Here is a 15692-nt window from a genome sequence, read left to right as displayed (position 1 = left end):
CGCCTGAACCGGTATCGGACGAGGCTTGCCGTCTTTATCAACCGCGACGTAGATAAACAGGGCTTCAGTAGCCTTATAGCGCTGACCGATAGGCTCTGACGCCACTTTCTTTACCCAGACTTCAATATTAATGCTGATCGAAGTAGTGCCGCGTTTCACGCAACGTGCATAGCAGCAGACTACATCACCCACAGCAACCGGGCGCAAAAAACTCATTCCTTCAACTCGCACCGTCACCACACGGCCATGTGCGATCTCTTTGGCCTGAATAGCGCCACCAATATCCATCTGTGACATCAGCCAGCCGCCAAAAATATCGCCGTTAGCATTTGTATCAGCAGGCATGGCCAGAGTGCGTAAAACCAGTTCACCCTGAGGGGTGTTATTCGTTGTTGTCATTGTAGAACCGACTGTAGAGAAAGATTACAGGCGCGATGCTACTATGATTTGCGGGCTGAGAACAGAGCTGATGCGGTGTGCAGAGCAGTGGAAAAGAGGGGATATGGCAATGAGGAATGCTTCCGGATGAAAATTCGCCAGATCCGCAGATCTGGCGAAAGATATTACGATTTGTCTTCCTGCGGCAGGTGGCGGTAAATATAAACTCCGCTCAGCAGCGTGAAGAACAGCGTTAGCGCGGTCAAACCAAATACTTTGAAATTGACCCAAATGTTTTGTGGTAGCCAAAATGCGATGTAGATATTTGCAAGGCCGCACAGGATGAAAAAGACGGCCCAGGCTAAGTTAAGCTTTGACCATACCGGCTGTGGCAGCGTCAACTCTTTGCCTAACATGCGCTGAATCAGCGGTTTTTTCATCACCCACTGGCTAAATAACAGCGCGCCAGCAAACAGACCATAAATCACAGTTACCTTCCATTTAATGAATTCATCGTTGTGGAAGAAAATGGTCAGGCCGCCAAATACGGCAACCAGAACAAAAGTGATTAACGCCATCTTCTCGACCTTGCGATAGCGGACCCAACTGTAAATCAAAACCACTGCGGTAGCGACAATGAGCGCTGTAGTCGCCGCATAGATGTCGTAGAGCTTATAAAAAGCGAAAAAGACAACCAGCGGTAAAAAATCAAGAAACTGCTTCATTCTTCAATTCCGTAATCAAAAAAGCACCGGCCAGGAAGGCCGGATGCGTTCAGGGTTTACTGGCGAATCAGCATATACAGGCGGAACAAATAGATCAGCAGCACGGCAGAAATCATATTGCTCAGCGTATTCGCCAGCACCGCGCCAACGTTCGGCGTTAGTACTGCAAAACTTGGCGCAAACAGCAACAGCAGCGTTTTTGCCAACAGCCAACCGATTACTGCAGGCGCTACCAGTCGCATATTAGACCATGCCAGACGCATACTGTTGCGCATGGCCGCAAAGACACCCATTTTATCCTGAACCATCATCACTGGCGCGAGGGCAAGCAGAATAGCCAGCAGAATGCCGGGGACGACAACCAGCATAATACCGACTTGCACCAGCAAGGTAGTCAGAAAAATCAGAATAAACAGCTTGGGCAATACCGGTGCACTGGCACCAATGGCGCGTAATGCGCTGACCCGATGGCCTGCTGAAATCAACTGAATCATCAGAATGACGCCGCCCGCGAGGATGGCATTACCAATAAGTCCAGAAAATGTCGATGCTGCAGACGCGCGTAACAGGATTTGCTGTTGTTCTGGCGTCATGTTTTGCACCAGATCAAACAGACCCACGCTGCTGGTTAACTGATCTCCTTCGCTGAGTTGCGCAATCTGTGCGTCGCTGGGAGAAAAGGCATGCCCTAACACCACTGTGATAAACGCGCACAATAACGATACCAGCAAGATGGTAATAAATTGATTACGGAAAAAGTTTCCCGTGTCACGGTAAACGGATTTCGCCGTGATAGACATGCACTCTCCTTGAGTTTTGCAGGTGTTCATTTGCGGGCAATTGTACCCTGGATAACTCTACAGTGGCAGCATCGCAAGATGTATTGAAAAGCATATCTTTGTAAAGCTCCGGTAATTTTTGGCTATGACTTCAGCATCCTGCAACAACGTTGTGTGTTCTCTGTACAGCACACTGGCGAAAATACTTGCGTGGCGAAAATATATCAAAATTGATCTGAAATAATTTAACCTGGATTTTGAATGCAAGTTCTAACTTAATCTGGATCAATAAATGTTAAATTACTGGCCTCAATGTGATCTGTGTTAGATCATTTATTACTCCATTGTAGGTATATTCACTCCGCTTTTATAACCATAACGATGGAGCGGACATGAAAAAATTAACAGTTGCAGCATTGGCTTTAACAACTCTTCTCTCTGGAAACGCATTTGCGCATGAAGCCGGGGAGTTCTTTATTCGTGCAGGTTCTGCAACAGTAAGACCAACGGAAGGCGCGGGTGGTACGCTGGGAAGCTTAGGCGGCTTTGATGTCAGCAATAACACTCAGTTGGGACTGACATTCACCTATATGGCAACTGACAATATTGGTGTTGAATTGCTGGCAGCGACGCCGTTCCGTCATAAAATCGGAACGGCAACAACGGGGGATATTGCGACCGTTCATCACTTACCGCCGACGTTAATGGCGCAGTGGTACTTTGGTGACTCCAGCAGCAAACTGCGTCCTTATGTTGGTGTCGGTGTTAACTACACCACTTTCTTTGACGAAGGGTTTAATAATAACGGCAAAGAAACCGGATTATCGGACCTGAGCCTGAAAGACTCCTGGGGCGCAGCGGGGCAGGTGGGTATGGATTATCTGATCGATCGTGACTGGTTGATTAACATGTCTGTGTGGTACATGGATATCGATACCACCGCGAGCTATAAACTGGCTGGTGCTCAGCAGCATGACAGTGTGCGCCTCGATCCGTGGGTGTTTATGTTCTCTGCGGGTTATCGTTTTTAATCTCTTCTGCAAAACTCCTCTGTAAAACTGGTCGTTTACCGGCCAGTTTTACCCACTCTTTCCCACGTGTATCGTTGTAATGTTCACGTATTGCTTTACTGCGATGACCTAACAAAATTTGTATGTCGATCCCTTGCTCACTGGATATCCTTTCAGCCAAAGAACGTTGCTCATGGAAAGAACAAGGGCTCTGGTGGTGGAGTAAATACGGGCTTAGTATCCTGTCCCGGCACTGAGCGATCACATCCTCAAGAGAAATGTTGAACTTGTTACAGTGTCACTTTAAAGGTGTCGTGATTTTTGCACCTGTTTGCTTTGTTCAACGAAGAGGTGATTATCTCGGACATCTGAACATTTCATATTACAAAGATCGGCCAAGCGCAGCCCTGTGATGATGGCCAGCAACATCCTTTGTCTGCAGGAAGTCATTATCTTTAGCGGTAAGCGGGGCGTTTTTCTGTTTAAGCGTTTCTCCGGTTTCGTAGATGTGGGTTCTTAAAGGAGATTATTGTCCGCATGAAAGGATTTGCACCTCCACTGCCGATACCTCCATAACGGTGCGCTACCTCACCAGGGCTGATAAGTGCCAGGAGCGTCCGTCACTATCCTCACGCGAGTTTAGTGATAGGATGCGTCAGACTAATAATTTATCCCTTGATGCCGATACCTTTATTTCTTAATCAATATATGAAGGAACATATATGTATTGTATTCGACCTTTAGTGCGTCCACTTTGTTTTCTGGCGCTGTTGCCGTTTTCTCTCGTTCAGGCTACTGATAAACCTGCATTGATAGGTGGTGGTGTTAACCCCTTGTCTGTAACCAGAATTCACGATCGTGTGAATTATATGGTGTCGCTAAACTTCAATAACGGAAAAACGGCTCAGCAATGGCGTTCCGTTGATTGTAAACAGGGTAAGGCACAGCTTCTCTACAAGGATTTATTGAATGAGGAGGGATTTACCAAAGCTCGCTATTACGGCAACAGTTACCTCCGTTTTGCTCCAGCTCAAGATGATAAGCAAATGACGGAAGAGGATATACGCGCGGTTTGCCAGCTACCGATAAAAGATGCAATCTGGGAAAGATTATCTCCCACGGATACAGTCGGCATTACCGAACTTGTCGATGTTAATAACATCCAGCGCATTGGTGATATTTTGTCGGTACGTATGGGGTATGACTTTGCTGATATCATCTGGGAACCGCCTTATGATGCACCGTTGGAATTAAAGATTGAGCATTACTTATATAATTGTAAAACGCATCAAGGAGATGCTGTAGCGTTAATGAACTTCGACAGTGAGGGTCGCGTTACGGACTCACTTATCACTGCTGATATTGTCCGTCGTAAGAGTGACTTCAAAATTAACACGCAAAAGGCACAACGCTTTGAGCAACTCTGCCAGTTACCCGCGGGGAAATCATTCAAAGCCGAAGGGCATTTTATACCCGCCGCTAACAAGCAAGCCTCAACATTGATGGGGCCATCAATGCCCGAACTGAGTAATAATAATCCGCAGTGGCTGAATAAATTCCCTCTGTCTGCTGCTATTGAGCACCAGACTCAGTCATTGATCAAACCATGGGCGATTCCTCGCTTTAAACAGATTCGTTATACCGAAGTTAGTGCGCTTGGCAAGACCAAAGTACAACTGGATGCACAACCGGATGGATATATACGCAAACTGGAAGATTATGGTATCTGGACGGTGCAACGTTTAACTCTGGGTAATCAGCTACAGCTGAAGTTCACCATGTCTATTAGTAGTAGCACTACATTGCTTAACACATTGCAGACGGACCTGCGTTTCCCGTTAGTGGCTGGTCAACAATATCAGGCTCAATGGGACAGTATTGACTTCAATAAGAAAGTCACTGCATCAGCGCTACGTTGCGACGTAACGGAAGAGGGAGATGCACATAGCATTGCACCTGAGTTTAGTGGGAAATATCTATTAGTGGAGTGTCATGCAACTAATGAAGGGCAACCGGGAAGTCGTGACAAACTTGCCTGGCTGCAAGATCTCAACGTCTTCGTGCCGGTTACTCAGCAATTGGGAGATAAACCTGAAAATCCAGTGAAACTGGAAAATGTTAGTGTGATACGTTAATAACCAAACGAGCTCACCGCTTTAGCCGGTGAGCCTTTTATGACCGGCTCCCCATTTGATTAAGAGACCGAGACATTTAAGCATTAAAATCTCATAATTTTGAAAGGGTTTTAACAGATTTCACAGCTAAAAATAATATGCAAACTGGAATTGTCAGGATAAAACAGAAAAATTCAAAAATAACGACTAAACTGCCTCCTGTGGAGCTAGTGAAGAAGTCTCGTTGCCAGAATTCTTTTTTTGAAAACAAAAGGGCGGTTTTTTCAATAATATACTTTGAAAAAGGGAATAAAAACGAGTTAATCAACACAGCGAGGAATAACTGATATGTCAACTCACTCTCGGGGTTGTTCATCCAGGAATAGAAAAATACACCAATTACTATTACGCTCCACACACTATTTTTAAGATAGTATTTGAGTGTCATCCCTGATTCCATAAGGCTCCGCTCCTGTAGTTAACAACGTTCCATCCGCAAGCAGCATGCTAACAAGAACGAAAGGAAAATCAATAACGATAATCATTCTCAGCCGTGATGATGGTATCCCGCAGGGGCATTATTGATTGCGGACTTCTCACTTAACCCATACGACGATTTGGTTCTGATTTGTGATCTTGATGATAGCCAGGCGATATGAAGGCCTTTTACCGACCAGTTTTCTCTATTCTTTCCCACATGTCGCTGTCGTAGCCAGTCGCGAATTTCCTGCTACTTCCCAACAAAATTTATTGATAACGAAAAGCTTATTTATCCTGGCATTGATCCCGAACAATTAAAAAGTATGATGAATTACTAAAATCATCATACTTTTTTAACTTACATCTATCGTCTTCGGGGGCACCATCTTGTCCAGACTAAACCGCACACTCATAGCGCTGCTGGCATGCGCGCCTTTTTTTGCACAGGCAGCAGCCTCCGATGAAATCACCACTGCATGGCCGGTGAATGTGGGGCCGTTAAACCCACATCTTTATACACCTAACCAGATGTTTGCTCAGAGCATGATTTATGAGCCGTTGGTGAAATATCAGGCGGATGGTTCGGTAATTCCGTGGCTGGCAAAAAGCTGGAGTCACTCGGAAGACGGTAAAACCTGGACTTTCAACTTACGTGATGATGTTAAATTCTCTAACGGTGAAGAATTTGATGCTCAGGCCGCAGTGGAAAACTTCCGCGCAGTACTGGATAACCGTAAACGGCATGCCTGGCTGGAGTTAACCAATCAAATCACGGATGTTAAAGCGTTAAGTAAAAATGAACTGCAAATCACACTGAAGGATGCGTACTATCCTTTCCTGCAAGAGTTGACCCTGCCGCGACCTTTTCGTTTTATTGCACCTTCTCAGTTTAAAAATAACGAAACCCTGAACGGAATTAAAGCGCCGGTTGGCACCGGGCCCTGGGTGCTGAAAGAATCGAAACTCAACCAATATGATGTGCTGGTGCGCAATGAGCATTACTGGGGTGGAAAACCTCAAATTCAAAAGGTTACTGTTAAAGTGATCCCGGATCCAACCACACGGGCTGTCGCTTTTGAAACAGGTAATATCGATCTGTTATATGGAAATGAAGGGCTACTGCCTCTTGATACCTTCGCACGCTTCAGTCAGAACCCTGAATACAGAACGCAGCTTTCAGCACCTGTTGAAACCGTGATGCTGGCGCTCAACTCAGCAAAAGCACCAACTAATGAACTGGTTGTGCGTGAAGCATTAAATTATGCAGTTGATAAAAAAACGCTGATAAAAAATGCGTTGTACGGTACTCAGCAGGTAGCAGATACGCTGTTTGCGCCATCCGTCCCTTACGCCAATATCGGTTTGAAGCCGCGCGAATACGATCCACAGCACGCAAAATCTTTGCTGGAACAAGCTGGCTGGACTCTGCCCGCCGGAAAAACAATTCGAGAAAAAGCCGGTCAACCGTTACATATCGAACTGGCCTATGTCGGTACCGATGCGCTCAGCAAATCAATGTCTGAGATTATGCAGGCAAATATGCGCCAGATTGGTGTGGATGTTGCTCTGGTCGGGGAAGAGGAGAGCAGTATATACGCCCGTCAGCGCGATGGTCGCTTTGGTATGATTTTCAATCGCACCTGGGGGGCGCCGTATGATCCACATGCTTTCATGAGTTCAATGCGTGTACCATCCCATGCTGACTACCAGGCCCAGCTTGGTCTTCCCGACAAAGCGCAAATCGACAAAGAGATTGGTGACGTGCTGATTTCCACAGATAAAACTCAGCGCCAGGAGCTGTATCGTGACATTCTGACCCGTTTGCATAATGAAGCGGTTTACTTACCAATCAGTTATATGTCGATGATGGTGGTTGCTAAACCTGGCCTGGGGGAGATCCCTTACGCACCGATTGCCTCGGAAATCCCGTTTGAACAGATAAAACCGGTGAAACACTGATGCTGCGTTATGCTATACGGCGAATTCTGCTGCTGATTCCGATGATTTTCGCCGCGTCAGTGGTTATCTTTTTAATGTTGCGTTTGGGAACCGGCGACCCGGCACTTGATTACTTACGTTTATCTAACCTGCCCCCAACGCCTGATATGGTGGCTTCCACACGAGTCATGCTTGGGTTGGATCAACCACTCATTGTGCAGTACGGTCGCTGGCTGTGGAAGGCCGTGCATCTGGATTTTGGTATCTCTTTTGCTACTCAGCGCCCGGTGCTGGATGATGTGATGCACTTTCTGCCTGCCACTTTACAGCTGGCGGGCGCTGCACTGGTACTGATCCTGCTAACTTCTGTACCGTTGGGAATTTGGGCTGCTCGTCATCGCGACCGCCTGCCAGATTTTGTTGTGCGGATAATCGCCTTTCTTGGTGTATCAATGCCCAACTTCTGGCTCGCTTTTCTGCTGGTCATGTTCTTCTCGGTTTATTTGAAGTGGCTGCCCGCGCTGGGCTACGGCGGCTGGCAGTACATCATTCTTCCTGCTGTGTCGATTGCTTTTATGTCGCTGGCGATTAATGCCCGCTTGCTGCGTGCAAGCATGCTAGAGGTTGCCGGGCAGCGTCATGTTACCTGGGCGCGTCTGCGCGGCCTGAACGAGAAGCAAATCGAACGCCGTCATATTCTGCGTAATGCCTCGTTACCGATGATCACCGCCGTGGGAATGCACATTGGCGAATTGATTGGTGGAACGATGATTATTGAGAATATCTTTGCCTGGCCAGGCGTTGGACGTTATGCCGTATCGGCAATTTTCAACCGTGATTATCCGGTGATCCAATGCTTTACGCTAATTATGGTGGTGGTATTTGTTGTTTGTAATCTGGTGGTTGATTTACTGAATGCCGCAGTAGATCCACGTATTCGCCGTCATGAAGGAGCGCATTCTTGAACTTTTACCTCTCTTCACGCTGGTCGGTACGTCTGGCACTGATCGTTATTGTTTTGCTGGCTGTGATTGCGCTTACCAGCCAGTGGTGGTTACCCTATGATCCGCAGTCAATTGATTTGCCATCGCGTCTGTTAGCCCCCGATAGCCAGCATTGGCTGGGGACTGATCATCTGGGGCGCGATATCTTCTCCCGCTTGCTGGCAGCAACCCGGGTGTCGCTCGGTTCGGTCATGGCCTGTTTAATTCTGGTACTGACATTGGGGCTAATCGTCGGAGGAAGCGCAGGATTGATTGGCGGCCGTGTCGATCAGGCCACAATGCGTGTCGCGGATATGTTTATGACTTTTCCGACTTCAATCCTCTCTTTTTTCCTCGTCGGTGTGCTGGGTACAGGACTGACCAATGTCATTATAGCTATCGCTCTGTCGCATTGGGCATGGTATGCACGAATGGTACGTAGCCTGGTTATCTCCTTACGCCAACGTGAATTTGTGCTCGCTTCCCGACTTTCCGGCGCCGGTAATGTCAGAATATTTATCGACCATCTGGCCGGAGCGGTGATCCCCTCATTGCTCGTCCTGGCAACTCTGGATATTGGTCATATGATGCTGCACGTGGCGGGAATGTCATTTCTTGGCCTCGGTGTGACCGCGCCAACTGCCGAATGGGGTGTCATGATCAACGACGCTCGCCAGTATATCTGGACTCAGCCGCTACAAATGTTCTGGCCAGGGTTGGCGCTGTTTATCAGCGTAATGGCCTTCAATCTGGTGGGGGATGCACTGCGTGATCATCTGGATCCCCATCTCGTCACGGAGCATGCCCACTGATGCCACAACAAATTGAGCTGCAAAATCTTGTTCTGCATGCAGAGAAACCGCTGGTCAACGGCGTGTCACTGTCGCTTAAACGCGGACGTGTACTGGCACTGGTAGGGGGAAGTGGAAGCGGAAAATCGCTAACCTGTGCCGCCGCGCTCGGCATTCTTCCGTCGGGTGTCCATCAAACTGCGGGAGCCGTTCTTGCAGATGGTAAACCGGTTTCCCCTGGCGATCTGCGTGGTGTAAAAGTTGCGACAATTATGCAGAACCCACGCAGCGCATTTAATCCGCTGCGAACCATGGCTGCACATGCGCGGGAAACCTGCATCGTGCTTGGGAAACCTGCAGATGATGCCACGCTTATCACGACTCTGGAGGCCGTGGGGTTAGAGGATGCCGCTCGTGTTCTCACTCTTTATCCCTTTGAAATGAGTGGTGGTATGTTGCAACGCATGATGATTGCAATGGCGGTGCTGTGTGATGCGCCGTTTATTGTGGCAGATGAACCGACAACCGATCTGGACGTGGTCGCGCAAGCGCGCATTCTCGATTTGCTGGACAGCATTATGCAAACTCGTGCGCCAGGGATGCTGCTGGTGACCCATGATATGGGCGTAGTGGCGCGACTGGCCGACGAGGTGGCGGTAATGGATCATGGCAATATCGTTGAGTACGGCGACGTTCAAACTCTGTTTCGGACGCCTCAACATACCGTCACGCGTAATCTGGTTTCTGCACATCTTGCTTTGTACGGCATGGAGTTAGTCTTATGACACTACTGACGGTCACGGGTATTTCACATCAGTATGCCCATGCGAATTTGAGCGGCAGACACCAGCATCAGTCTGTATTAAAGGATGTTTCATTAACACTTAAAAGCGGTGAAACGGTTGCTTTGCTGGGGCGCAGTGGTTGTGGCAAAAGCACACTGGCACGTTTGCTTGTTGGTTTAGAATCTCCGACTCAGGGTTGCGTCAGTTGGCGGGGAGAGCCACTCACCCGGTTGAATCGGACAAAGCAAAAAGTATTTCGCCGGGATATTCAGATGGTATTTCAGGACTCCATTAGTGCCGTTAACCCACGTAAAACCGTACGTGATATTTTACGTGAACCCATGCGCCACCTGCTATCACTTAGTAAAACAGAACAACTCGTGCGTGCAAACGAAATGCTTAAAGCGGTTGATCTGGACGACAGCATACTCGACAAACGTCCGCCACAGCTCAGCGGTGGTCAGCTACAGCGTGTCTGTCTCGCACGGGCGTTGAGCGTTGAGCCTAAGCTATTAATTCTGGACGAAGCGGTGTCTAACCTTGATCTGGTGCTGCAAGCTGGCGTAATTCGCTTGCTCAAAAAACTGCAACAGCAGTTTGGCACTGCCTGCCTGTTTATTACCCATGATTTACGCCTTGTCGAACGTTTTTGCCATCGGGTGATGGTGATGGACGACGGGAGAATTGTTGAAACACAAATCGTGGGTGAGACACTAACTTTCTCTTCTGATGCCGGACGAGTACTACAGAATGCGGTACTCCCCGCATTCCCTGTGCGTCACACTCATGCATCATAAGGTTTAAATTGGATGTTACGTACGCTCACGCTTAACTGCGGCATGTACTGACGTTCCGCTCTTGTTTAATCAGGTTTGTAAGCATGCCGATCGCCGCCGGAATATCGTTACTGGAGGTATTTCCGTAGCCAATCACAAGACCAGAAACCGCACCGGGCCTCGTACAGAATGATGACAAAGCCTGAACGCCCAGACCATGCTGGTGGGCTAATTCAGCGATCCTTTTGTCATCATCTCCCGCTGCCAGCTTCAGCGTCAGGTGCATTCCTGATTTACCCCCGAGAATCTGATCTGGTGAAAAGTCGGCTATCAGCGCCTCGCGTAAAATACGCTGGCGCTCGCGATAGAGTCGTCGCATCCGCCCCAGATGTCGGCCAAACTCTCCACTTTTCATGAAATCAGCCATAGCCATCTGCTGCAATTGTTGGCCATTTCGGAGAATTTCATTCAATACCGTTTTTGCCTGTGCCATTACGCGCGCAGGAAGTACAAGGAATCCCAGCTTTAAGGAGGGAAACATCGTCTTACTGAACGAGCCAATGTAGAGTACAGGCGTATGTGATACGAGTCCCTGCATGCTGGCTATCGGTCCGCCAGAGTGCCTGAAGTCGCCATCGTAGTCGTCTTCTATCAACCATGCTCCGGTGCGGCTGGCTTTTGAAATCAGCGCCAGTCGTCTGGCGACGGACATCACCGCCCCGGTGGGATATTGATGGGCAGGGGAGGTATAAATTAGCCTTGGTGTATGGGTCGTCCATGGATCCTTTGGTACGCGTATACCTTCTTCGTCCACCGCCATCAATACCGTATGCAAATTACCAGCAGAGAATGCTGCCTTTGCCCCACGATAGCCGGGGTCTTCCATCCAGACCGTATCGCCAGGATCTGTCAGCAGCGTTACGCAAAGCTCCAGCGCCTGTTTTGCTCCCTCAGTCACGATTATCTGGGAAACATCGCAACGCACTCCGCGCGCAACGTACAGATGCGTTGCTATCGCTTCTCGTAGAGTGTGTTCGCCTGCCGGTTCGCTATAGCCCAGCGAGTGGGATTGCAACTGCCTGACCGCCCGGTCAAGGGAGCGTCGCCAGGCAGCCAGAGGAAATTCCCTGATTGCGGGCATGCCGGGAGATAACAGTGCATCGTGTACCGGTTGTAACGGGGTTTCCAGAATCGGTCTGAGGCGATCAGCCAGACGGACTGCGGGCGTGTCCGGCGATACCGGGGAGACGTTTTTGCGGTCGGCGCCTGACAGGGATGCCACACGAGTGCCCTGGCGATCGGCCAGAATATACCCTTCTGCTGCCAGGTGTTCATAAACGTTCACAACGGTATTCCGCGATACACCGAGCTCTTTTGCCAGCGTTCGGGATGATATCAGGCTCGAGCCCGCTGGCAGGTGGCCACTCAGAATCGCCTGCTGAATACGCTCTGTAAGCTGTTTTTGCAGAGATAGCGGTTCACCGCCTGGGGAGATTACCCCCGGCGTCAGAGGGGCGGTGATATCAAACATATGTCGTGGACCCATCAAAAACTAAAACCGTGGCTCTTTTCAGGATACCACAATTATTTCATCCTCTGACTCTGTTAATGATCCCGTCTCAAAGGAGCTGATCGTCACCATGACTAATATAATGAATCGCTTTAACCAGCCTGTCGGCGCCGAACTCTCTGGCTGGAGTGGCGCGAAACTTCCCGGTGAAAAATCACTGGAAGGTCGCTATTGTCGGCTTGAACGCATCAGCGCTGAACGTCATGCAGCTGATCTTTATGAGGCATACTGCGAAGCGCCGGATGAGCGCGACTGGACCTATCTGCCGTCAGGACCTTTCGAGAGTGAAGTATCCTACCGCACCAGTCTGCTGAGTGCCGAAACGTTGCGCGATCCGCTGCATTACGCTGTGATTGATAAGGCCAGCGGCAAGCCGTCTGGTACGGTTGCACTTATGCGGATTGATCCCGCTAACGGGGTCATTGAGGTCGGCTATGTGACCTATTCGCCGCGCATGAAGCGTACGCGTATATCTACGGAGGTTATGGCGCTGCTGCTTCGCTATGTTTTTGAGGAGCTCCGTTATCGCCGGCTGGAATGGAAGTGCGACTCACTCAATGCTCCGTCCCGAGCGGCGGCAGAACGCTTCGGCTTCCGATTTGAAGGCATTTTCCGCCAGGCCGTTGTGTACCGCGGGCGCAACCGTGACACCGCCTGGTATTCAATCATTGACGGTGAGTATCCTGCGTTGCGCATCGCCTACGAAAAATGGTTAGCGGCAGATAACTTCGATGATGATGGTAATCAACAGGAAAAACTCGGTAACTTGATTGCAAAAATGCGACAGGATGAACCGCAATATCGTTAAGCCTGCAGCAGGCAAAATCAGCATGGACATCCCTTTCTTGATCTGTTTTCCATAAAATACTACTGTATATAAATACAGTTATTGTGAAGGCAGATCATCATGTTGTTTTTCCAGCCTGCGGAACTCCGCGAAATCAAAAGCTTCCCGCTATTCAGTGACCATGTGCCCTGCGGATTCCCCTCGCCAGCTCAGGACTATGTTGAGAAGCGTATTGACCTGAATGAGTTGTTAGTGCGTCACCCCAGCGCAACGTATTTTGTAAAATCTTCCGGGGATTCCATGATTGGGGCAGGGATCAGTAATGGTGATTTGCTGGTCGTCGACAGTTCCAGAAAAGCAGTTCATGGCGATATTGTTATTGCTGCTATCGATGGTGAATTCACGGTTAAACGTCTGCAACTTCACCCGACAGTTATGCTTAAACCGGAGAACAGCGCCTACGCTCCCATTCTGCTGGGTAGCGAGGAGACGCTGGATGTCTTTGGTGTGGTGACGTTTATCGTAAAAGCGACTGTCTAATCATGTTTGCACTGGTTGATGTGAACGCGTTTTATGCCAGGTGTGAGACGGCATTCCGGCCAGATTTGAAGGGAAGGCCGGTTGTCGTTCTGTCAAACAACGATGGCTGTGTTATAGCCCGAAGTCCTGAAGCAAAAGCCGTTGGGGTAAAAATGGGCGATCCATATTTCAAACAAAAGGATTTGTTTCGCCGCTGCGGAGTAGTGTGTTTTAGCAGTAATTATGAACTCTACGCGGATATGAGTCTCCGGGTGATGGCCACACTGGAAGAGTTGTCCCCCCGCGTGGAGATGTACAGTATAGATGAGGCGTTCTGCGATCTGACGGGCGTAAGGAATTGTCGTGATCTGACCGACTTCGGCAGGGAAATCTGTGCAACGATACAACAGCGCACTCACCTCGCTGTCGGGGTCGGCATTGCCCAGACCAAAACGTTGGCCAAGCTGGCTAACCATGCGGCAAAAAAGTGGCCGCGGCAGACGGGCGGTGTTGTGGACTTATCGAATCTTGAGCGACAGCGCAAACTCATGGCTGCATTGCCTGTCGATGAAGTCTGGGGGGTGGGTCGCCGTATCAGCAAAAAACTGGACAGCATGGGGATTAAAACGGTTCTGGATCTGGCTGATACCGACATCCGTTTTATTCGCAAGCATTTCACTGTCGTACTCGAAAGAACGGTACGTGAATTGCGTGCTGAACCTTGTCTGGCGCTGGAAGAATTTGCACCGGCTAAACAGGAAATAGTCTGTTCCCGGTCGTTTGGTGAATGGATCACCGGATATGAGGCTATGCGTCAGGCTATCTGCAGCTATGCGTCGCGAGCTGCGGAAAAACTGCGTAGCGAACATCAATATTGCCGATTCATATCCGTTTTCGTTAAAACCTCGCCATTTGCGCTGAATGAACCGTTTTACAGTAACAGTGCATCGGTGAAGCTGCTTACTCCAACTCAGGACAGCAGGGATATCATTGCTGCAGCGATACGAAGCCTGGATGCCATATGGAAAACTGGATACCGCTATCAGAAAGCGGGAGTCATGCTGGGTGATTTTTACAGCCAGGGCGTGGCCCAGCTCAATTTGTTTGATGATAACGCACCGCGTGCAGGCAGTGAAAAATTGATGGAGGTACTGGATCTCCTGAATGCTAAAGAGGGCAGAGGGACGTTGTATTTCGCCGGGCAGGGGATCCAGCAACAGTGGCAGATGAAGCGAGAAATGCTCTCTCCTCGTTATACCACCAGATACGCAGATCTTCTTCGAGTCCGCTAGACTTATGAAGCCAGGAAAGTCCGGTGATTCACACCCAGACAGCTACGCTTATAGAGGTATCAAATATCGGGAGGGGTTATGCTAACTCACTCTGAAGCAAAACGATGGGCCACCTTAATGCTCAAGGCAGCATTATGTGATGGTATGAAGCACGAAGAAATTTCCCGACAGGTGCATCTTGTCTGTGATCATCATGGAAAGGAGTGCCTTGAAGAACTCATAGAGGAAATTCTGATAGAGGCAGGTCGAATAGGACCTAAACATAGCAATGGACAACTGAGACATCATTGATGTCTCAACTTCCGCTGCTTCCCTCTCAAAGCGTTTAATTTAGGGGGGAACCAAAGCAAGGGGAAATCGGCGCGGTATTGACAGAGGATGCACCCATTCTGGTCCCTGATTTTCTGTATTGCCAACGATTTATGTCACGAGGGTAATGCGAATTGGCCAGCCAGTGCCGCGCCATCATTACTGGCACTTCCGTCTCCTTTTTTTATGTTCTGTACTTCTCATCCGGCCTTTTCCCCTTCAATGTAATGCTACTCTTTAAGCAAATTTATCGCCTGAAACAAATTCTCGCTGCAGCTCCAGCCCTGTCTATGAAATCGAAACTGGTTATGTTGCGGGCGTAAGCGATTGTCGGGCGGCCTGTCCGATCGCTGGTGATAGCTAACTTGTGATTTTTGTTAACAAAAAATGTGCTTTTTTTAAATAAATCTGTAACTTTATCTCTCGGAGACGGTGTGACTTCACCTTATCATCAGT

General features: G+C 48.9%; 15 protein-coding genes and 1 pseudogene. 10 read left to right on the top strand and 6 right to left on the bottom strand.

Annotated elements, in window-relative coordinates:
* The 4 genes and pseudogenes from yciA to AACS05_RS12630 all read right to left on the bottom strand — a co-directional run.
* A partial coding sequence (gene yciA, locus AACS05_RS12645) for an acyl-CoA thioester hydrolase YciA (protein ID WP_048221371.1) occupies positions 1 to 399 on the bottom strand: 399 nt, incomplete at its 3' end.
* A 164-nt stretch (positions 400 to 563) separates the two neighbouring features.
* Positions 564 to 1103 carry a septation protein A gene (locus tag AACS05_RS12640; protein WP_045443592.1) on the bottom strand — a complete coding sequence of 180 codons (540 nt, stop codon included), beginning with the start codon at positions 1101 to 1103 and terminating at the stop codon, positions 564 to 566.
* A gap of 56 nt (positions 1104 to 1159) precedes the next feature.
* A complete protein-coding gene (locus AACS05_RS12635; RefSeq protein ID WP_045443590.1) occupies positions 1160 to 1903 on the bottom strand; it encodes a YciC family protein in 744 nt (247 codons plus the stop codon).
* Between the two features lie 28 nt (positions 1904 to 1931).
* Positions 1932 to 2018: pseudogene (locus tag AACS05_RS12630) on the bottom strand (YkgJ family cysteine cluster protein); the annotation flags it as partial.
* A 256-nt stretch (positions 2019 to 2274) separates the two neighbouring features.
* Here AACS05_RS12630 and ompW point away from each other — a divergent pair.
* Both ompW and AACS05_RS12615 read left to right on the top strand, forming a co-directional pair.
* Positions 2275 to 2913 (top strand): outer membrane protein OmpW, encoded by a 639-nt coding sequence (ompW, locus tag AACS05_RS12625; RefSeq protein ID WP_045443588.1) that lies wholly within the window; start codon positions 2275 to 2277, stop codon positions 2911 to 2913.
* A 701-nt stretch (positions 2914 to 3614) separates the two neighbouring features.
* Positions 3615 to 5027, top strand: a complete 1413-nt coding sequence (locus tag AACS05_RS12615) for a hypothetical protein (RefSeq protein WP_045443576.1) — start codon at positions 3615 to 3617, stop codon at positions 5025 to 5027.
* Between the two features lie 91 nt (positions 5028 to 5118).
* On the opposite strand, the gene AACS05_RS12610 is transcribed toward AACS05_RS12615, so the two are convergent.
* The gene (locus AACS05_RS12610; protein WP_045443573.1) at positions 5119 to 5466 is read right to left on the bottom strand and encodes a colicin E1 family microcin immunity protein; all 348 of its coding nucleotides are present in this window, start codon (positions 5464 to 5466) and stop codon (positions 5119 to 5121) included.
* Positions 5467 to 5870: 404 nt separating this feature from the next.
* On the opposite strand from AACS05_RS12610, the gene nikA reads away from it, so the two are divergent.
* The 5 genes from nikA to nikE are packed head-to-tail and all read left to right on the top strand — an operon-like array spanning position 5871 to position 10780.
* A complete protein-coding gene (gene nikA, locus AACS05_RS12605) occupies positions 5871 to 7445 on the top strand; it encodes a nickel ABC transporter substrate-binding protein (protein ID WP_045443570.1) in 1575 nt (524 codons plus the stop codon).
* A complete protein-coding gene (gene nikB / locus AACS05_RS12600; RefSeq protein WP_045443567.1) occupies positions 7445 to 8389 on the top strand; it encodes a nickel ABC transporter permease subunit NikB in 945 nt (314 codons plus the stop codon). The genes nikA and nikB overlap by 1 nt, the downstream gene beginning before the upstream one ends.
* Positions 8386 to 9219, top strand: coding sequence for a nickel ABC transporter permease subunit NikC (gene nikC / locus AACS05_RS12595; protein WP_045443564.1), 834 nt, complete (start codon positions 8386 to 8388; stop codon positions 9217 to 9219). Before nikB ends, nikC begins: the two co-directional genes overlap by 4 nt.
* Positions 9219 to 9983: a nickel import ATP-binding protein NikD gene (gene nikD / locus AACS05_RS12590; RefSeq protein WP_045443561.1), complete on the top strand. Its 765-nt coding sequence runs from the start codon at positions 9219 to 9221 to the stop codon at positions 9981 to 9983. Before nikC ends, nikD begins: the two co-directional genes overlap by 1 nt.
* On the top strand, positions 9980 to 10780 hold the full coding sequence (gene nikE, locus AACS05_RS12585) for a nickel import ATP-binding protein NikE (protein ID WP_045443558.1): 801 nt from the start codon (positions 9980 to 9982) through the stop codon (positions 10778 to 10780). The genes nikD and nikE overlap by 4 nt, the downstream gene beginning before the upstream one ends.
* A gap of 31 nt (positions 10781 to 10811) precedes the next feature.
* On the opposite strand, the gene pdxR is transcribed toward nikE, so the two are convergent.
* On the bottom strand, positions 10812 to 12290 hold the full coding sequence (pdxR, locus tag AACS05_RS12580) for a MocR-like pyridoxine biosynthesis transcription factor PdxR (protein WP_045443555.1): 1479 nt from the start codon (positions 12288 to 12290) through the stop codon (positions 10812 to 10814).
* Positions 12291 to 12399: 109 nt separating this feature from the next.
* On the opposite strand from pdxR, the gene AACS05_RS12575 reads away from it, so the two are divergent.
* The 3 genes from AACS05_RS12575 (at position 12400) to AACS05_RS12565 (ending at position 14927) form a co-directional block, all read left to right on the top strand.
* A complete protein-coding gene (locus AACS05_RS12575) occupies positions 12400 to 13137 on the top strand; it encodes a GNAT family N-acetyltransferase (RefSeq protein WP_045443552.1) in 738 nt (245 codons plus the stop codon).
* 99 nt (positions 13138 to 13236) lie between these two features.
* Positions 13237 to 13656, top strand: coding sequence for a translesion error-prone DNA polymerase V autoproteolytic subunit (locus AACS05_RS12570; protein ID WP_045443549.1), 420 nt, complete (start codon positions 13237 to 13239; stop codon positions 13654 to 13656).
* A 2-nt stretch (positions 13657 to 13658) separates the two neighbouring features.
* Positions 13659 to 14927 carry a Y-family DNA polymerase gene (locus tag AACS05_RS12565; protein WP_045443546.1) on the top strand — a complete coding sequence of 423 codons (1269 nt, stop codon included), beginning with the start codon at positions 13659 to 13661 and terminating at the stop codon, positions 14925 to 14927.
* Positions 14928 to 15692: the final 765 nt, after the last annotated feature.

Source organism: Citrobacter sp. S-77, assembly GCF_963864895.1.
GTDB lineage: Bacteria > Pseudomonadota > Gammaproteobacteria > Enterobacterales > Enterobacteriaceae > Citrobacter > Citrobacter murliniae.
This window is presented reverse-complemented; position numbering and strand designations above follow the sequence as displayed.

What these genes read in the sequence shown, in the direction of transcription:
- AACS05_RS12575 (WP_045443552.1), top strand. Translation starts at nt 12,400, where the DNA reads ATGACTAATATAATGAATCGCTTTAACCAGCCTGTCGGCGCCGAACTC.
- AACS05_RS12565 (WP_045443546.1), top strand. Translation starts at nt 13,659, where the DNA reads ATGTTTGCACTGGTTGATGTGAACGCGTTTTATGCCAGGTGTGAGACG.
- AACS05_RS12615 (WP_045443576.1), top strand. Translation starts at nt 3,615, where the DNA reads ATGTATTGTATTCGACCTTTAGTGCGTCCACTTTGTTTTCTGGCGCTG.
- ompW (WP_045443588.1), top strand. Translation starts at nt 2,275, where the DNA reads ATGAAAAAATTAACAGTTGCAGCATTGGCTTTAACAACTCTTCTCTCT.
- nikD (WP_045443561.1), top strand. Translation starts at nt 9,219, where the DNA reads ATGCCACAACAAATTGAGCTGCAAAATCTTGTTCTGCATGCAGAGAAA.
- AACS05_RS12635 (WP_045443590.1), bottom strand. Translation starts at nt 1,903, where the DNA reads ATGTCTATCACGGCGAAATCCGTTTACCGTGACACGGGAAACTTTTTC.
- pdxR (WP_045443555.1), bottom strand. Translation starts at nt 12,290, where the DNA reads ATGTTTGATATCACCGCCCCTCTGACGCCGGGGGTAATCTCCCCAGGC.
- AACS05_RS12610 (WP_045443573.1), bottom strand. Translation starts at nt 5,466, where the DNA reads ATGGAATCAGGGATGACACTCAAATACTATCTTAAAAATAGTGTGTGG.
- AACS05_RS12570 (WP_045443549.1), top strand. Translation starts at nt 13,237, where the DNA reads ATGTTGTTTTTCCAGCCTGCGGAACTCCGCGAAATCAAAAGCTTCCCG.
- AACS05_RS12640 (WP_045443592.1), bottom strand. Translation starts at nt 1,103, where the DNA reads ATGAAGCAGTTTCTTGATTTTTTACCGCTGGTTGTCTTTTTCGCTTTT.
- nikE (WP_045443558.1), top strand. Translation starts at nt 9,980, where the DNA reads ATGACACTACTGACGGTCACGGGTATTTCACATCAGTATGCCCATGCG.
- nikB (WP_045443567.1), top strand. Translation starts at nt 7,445, where the DNA reads ATGCTGCGTTATGCTATACGGCGAATTCTGCTGCTGATTCCGATGATT.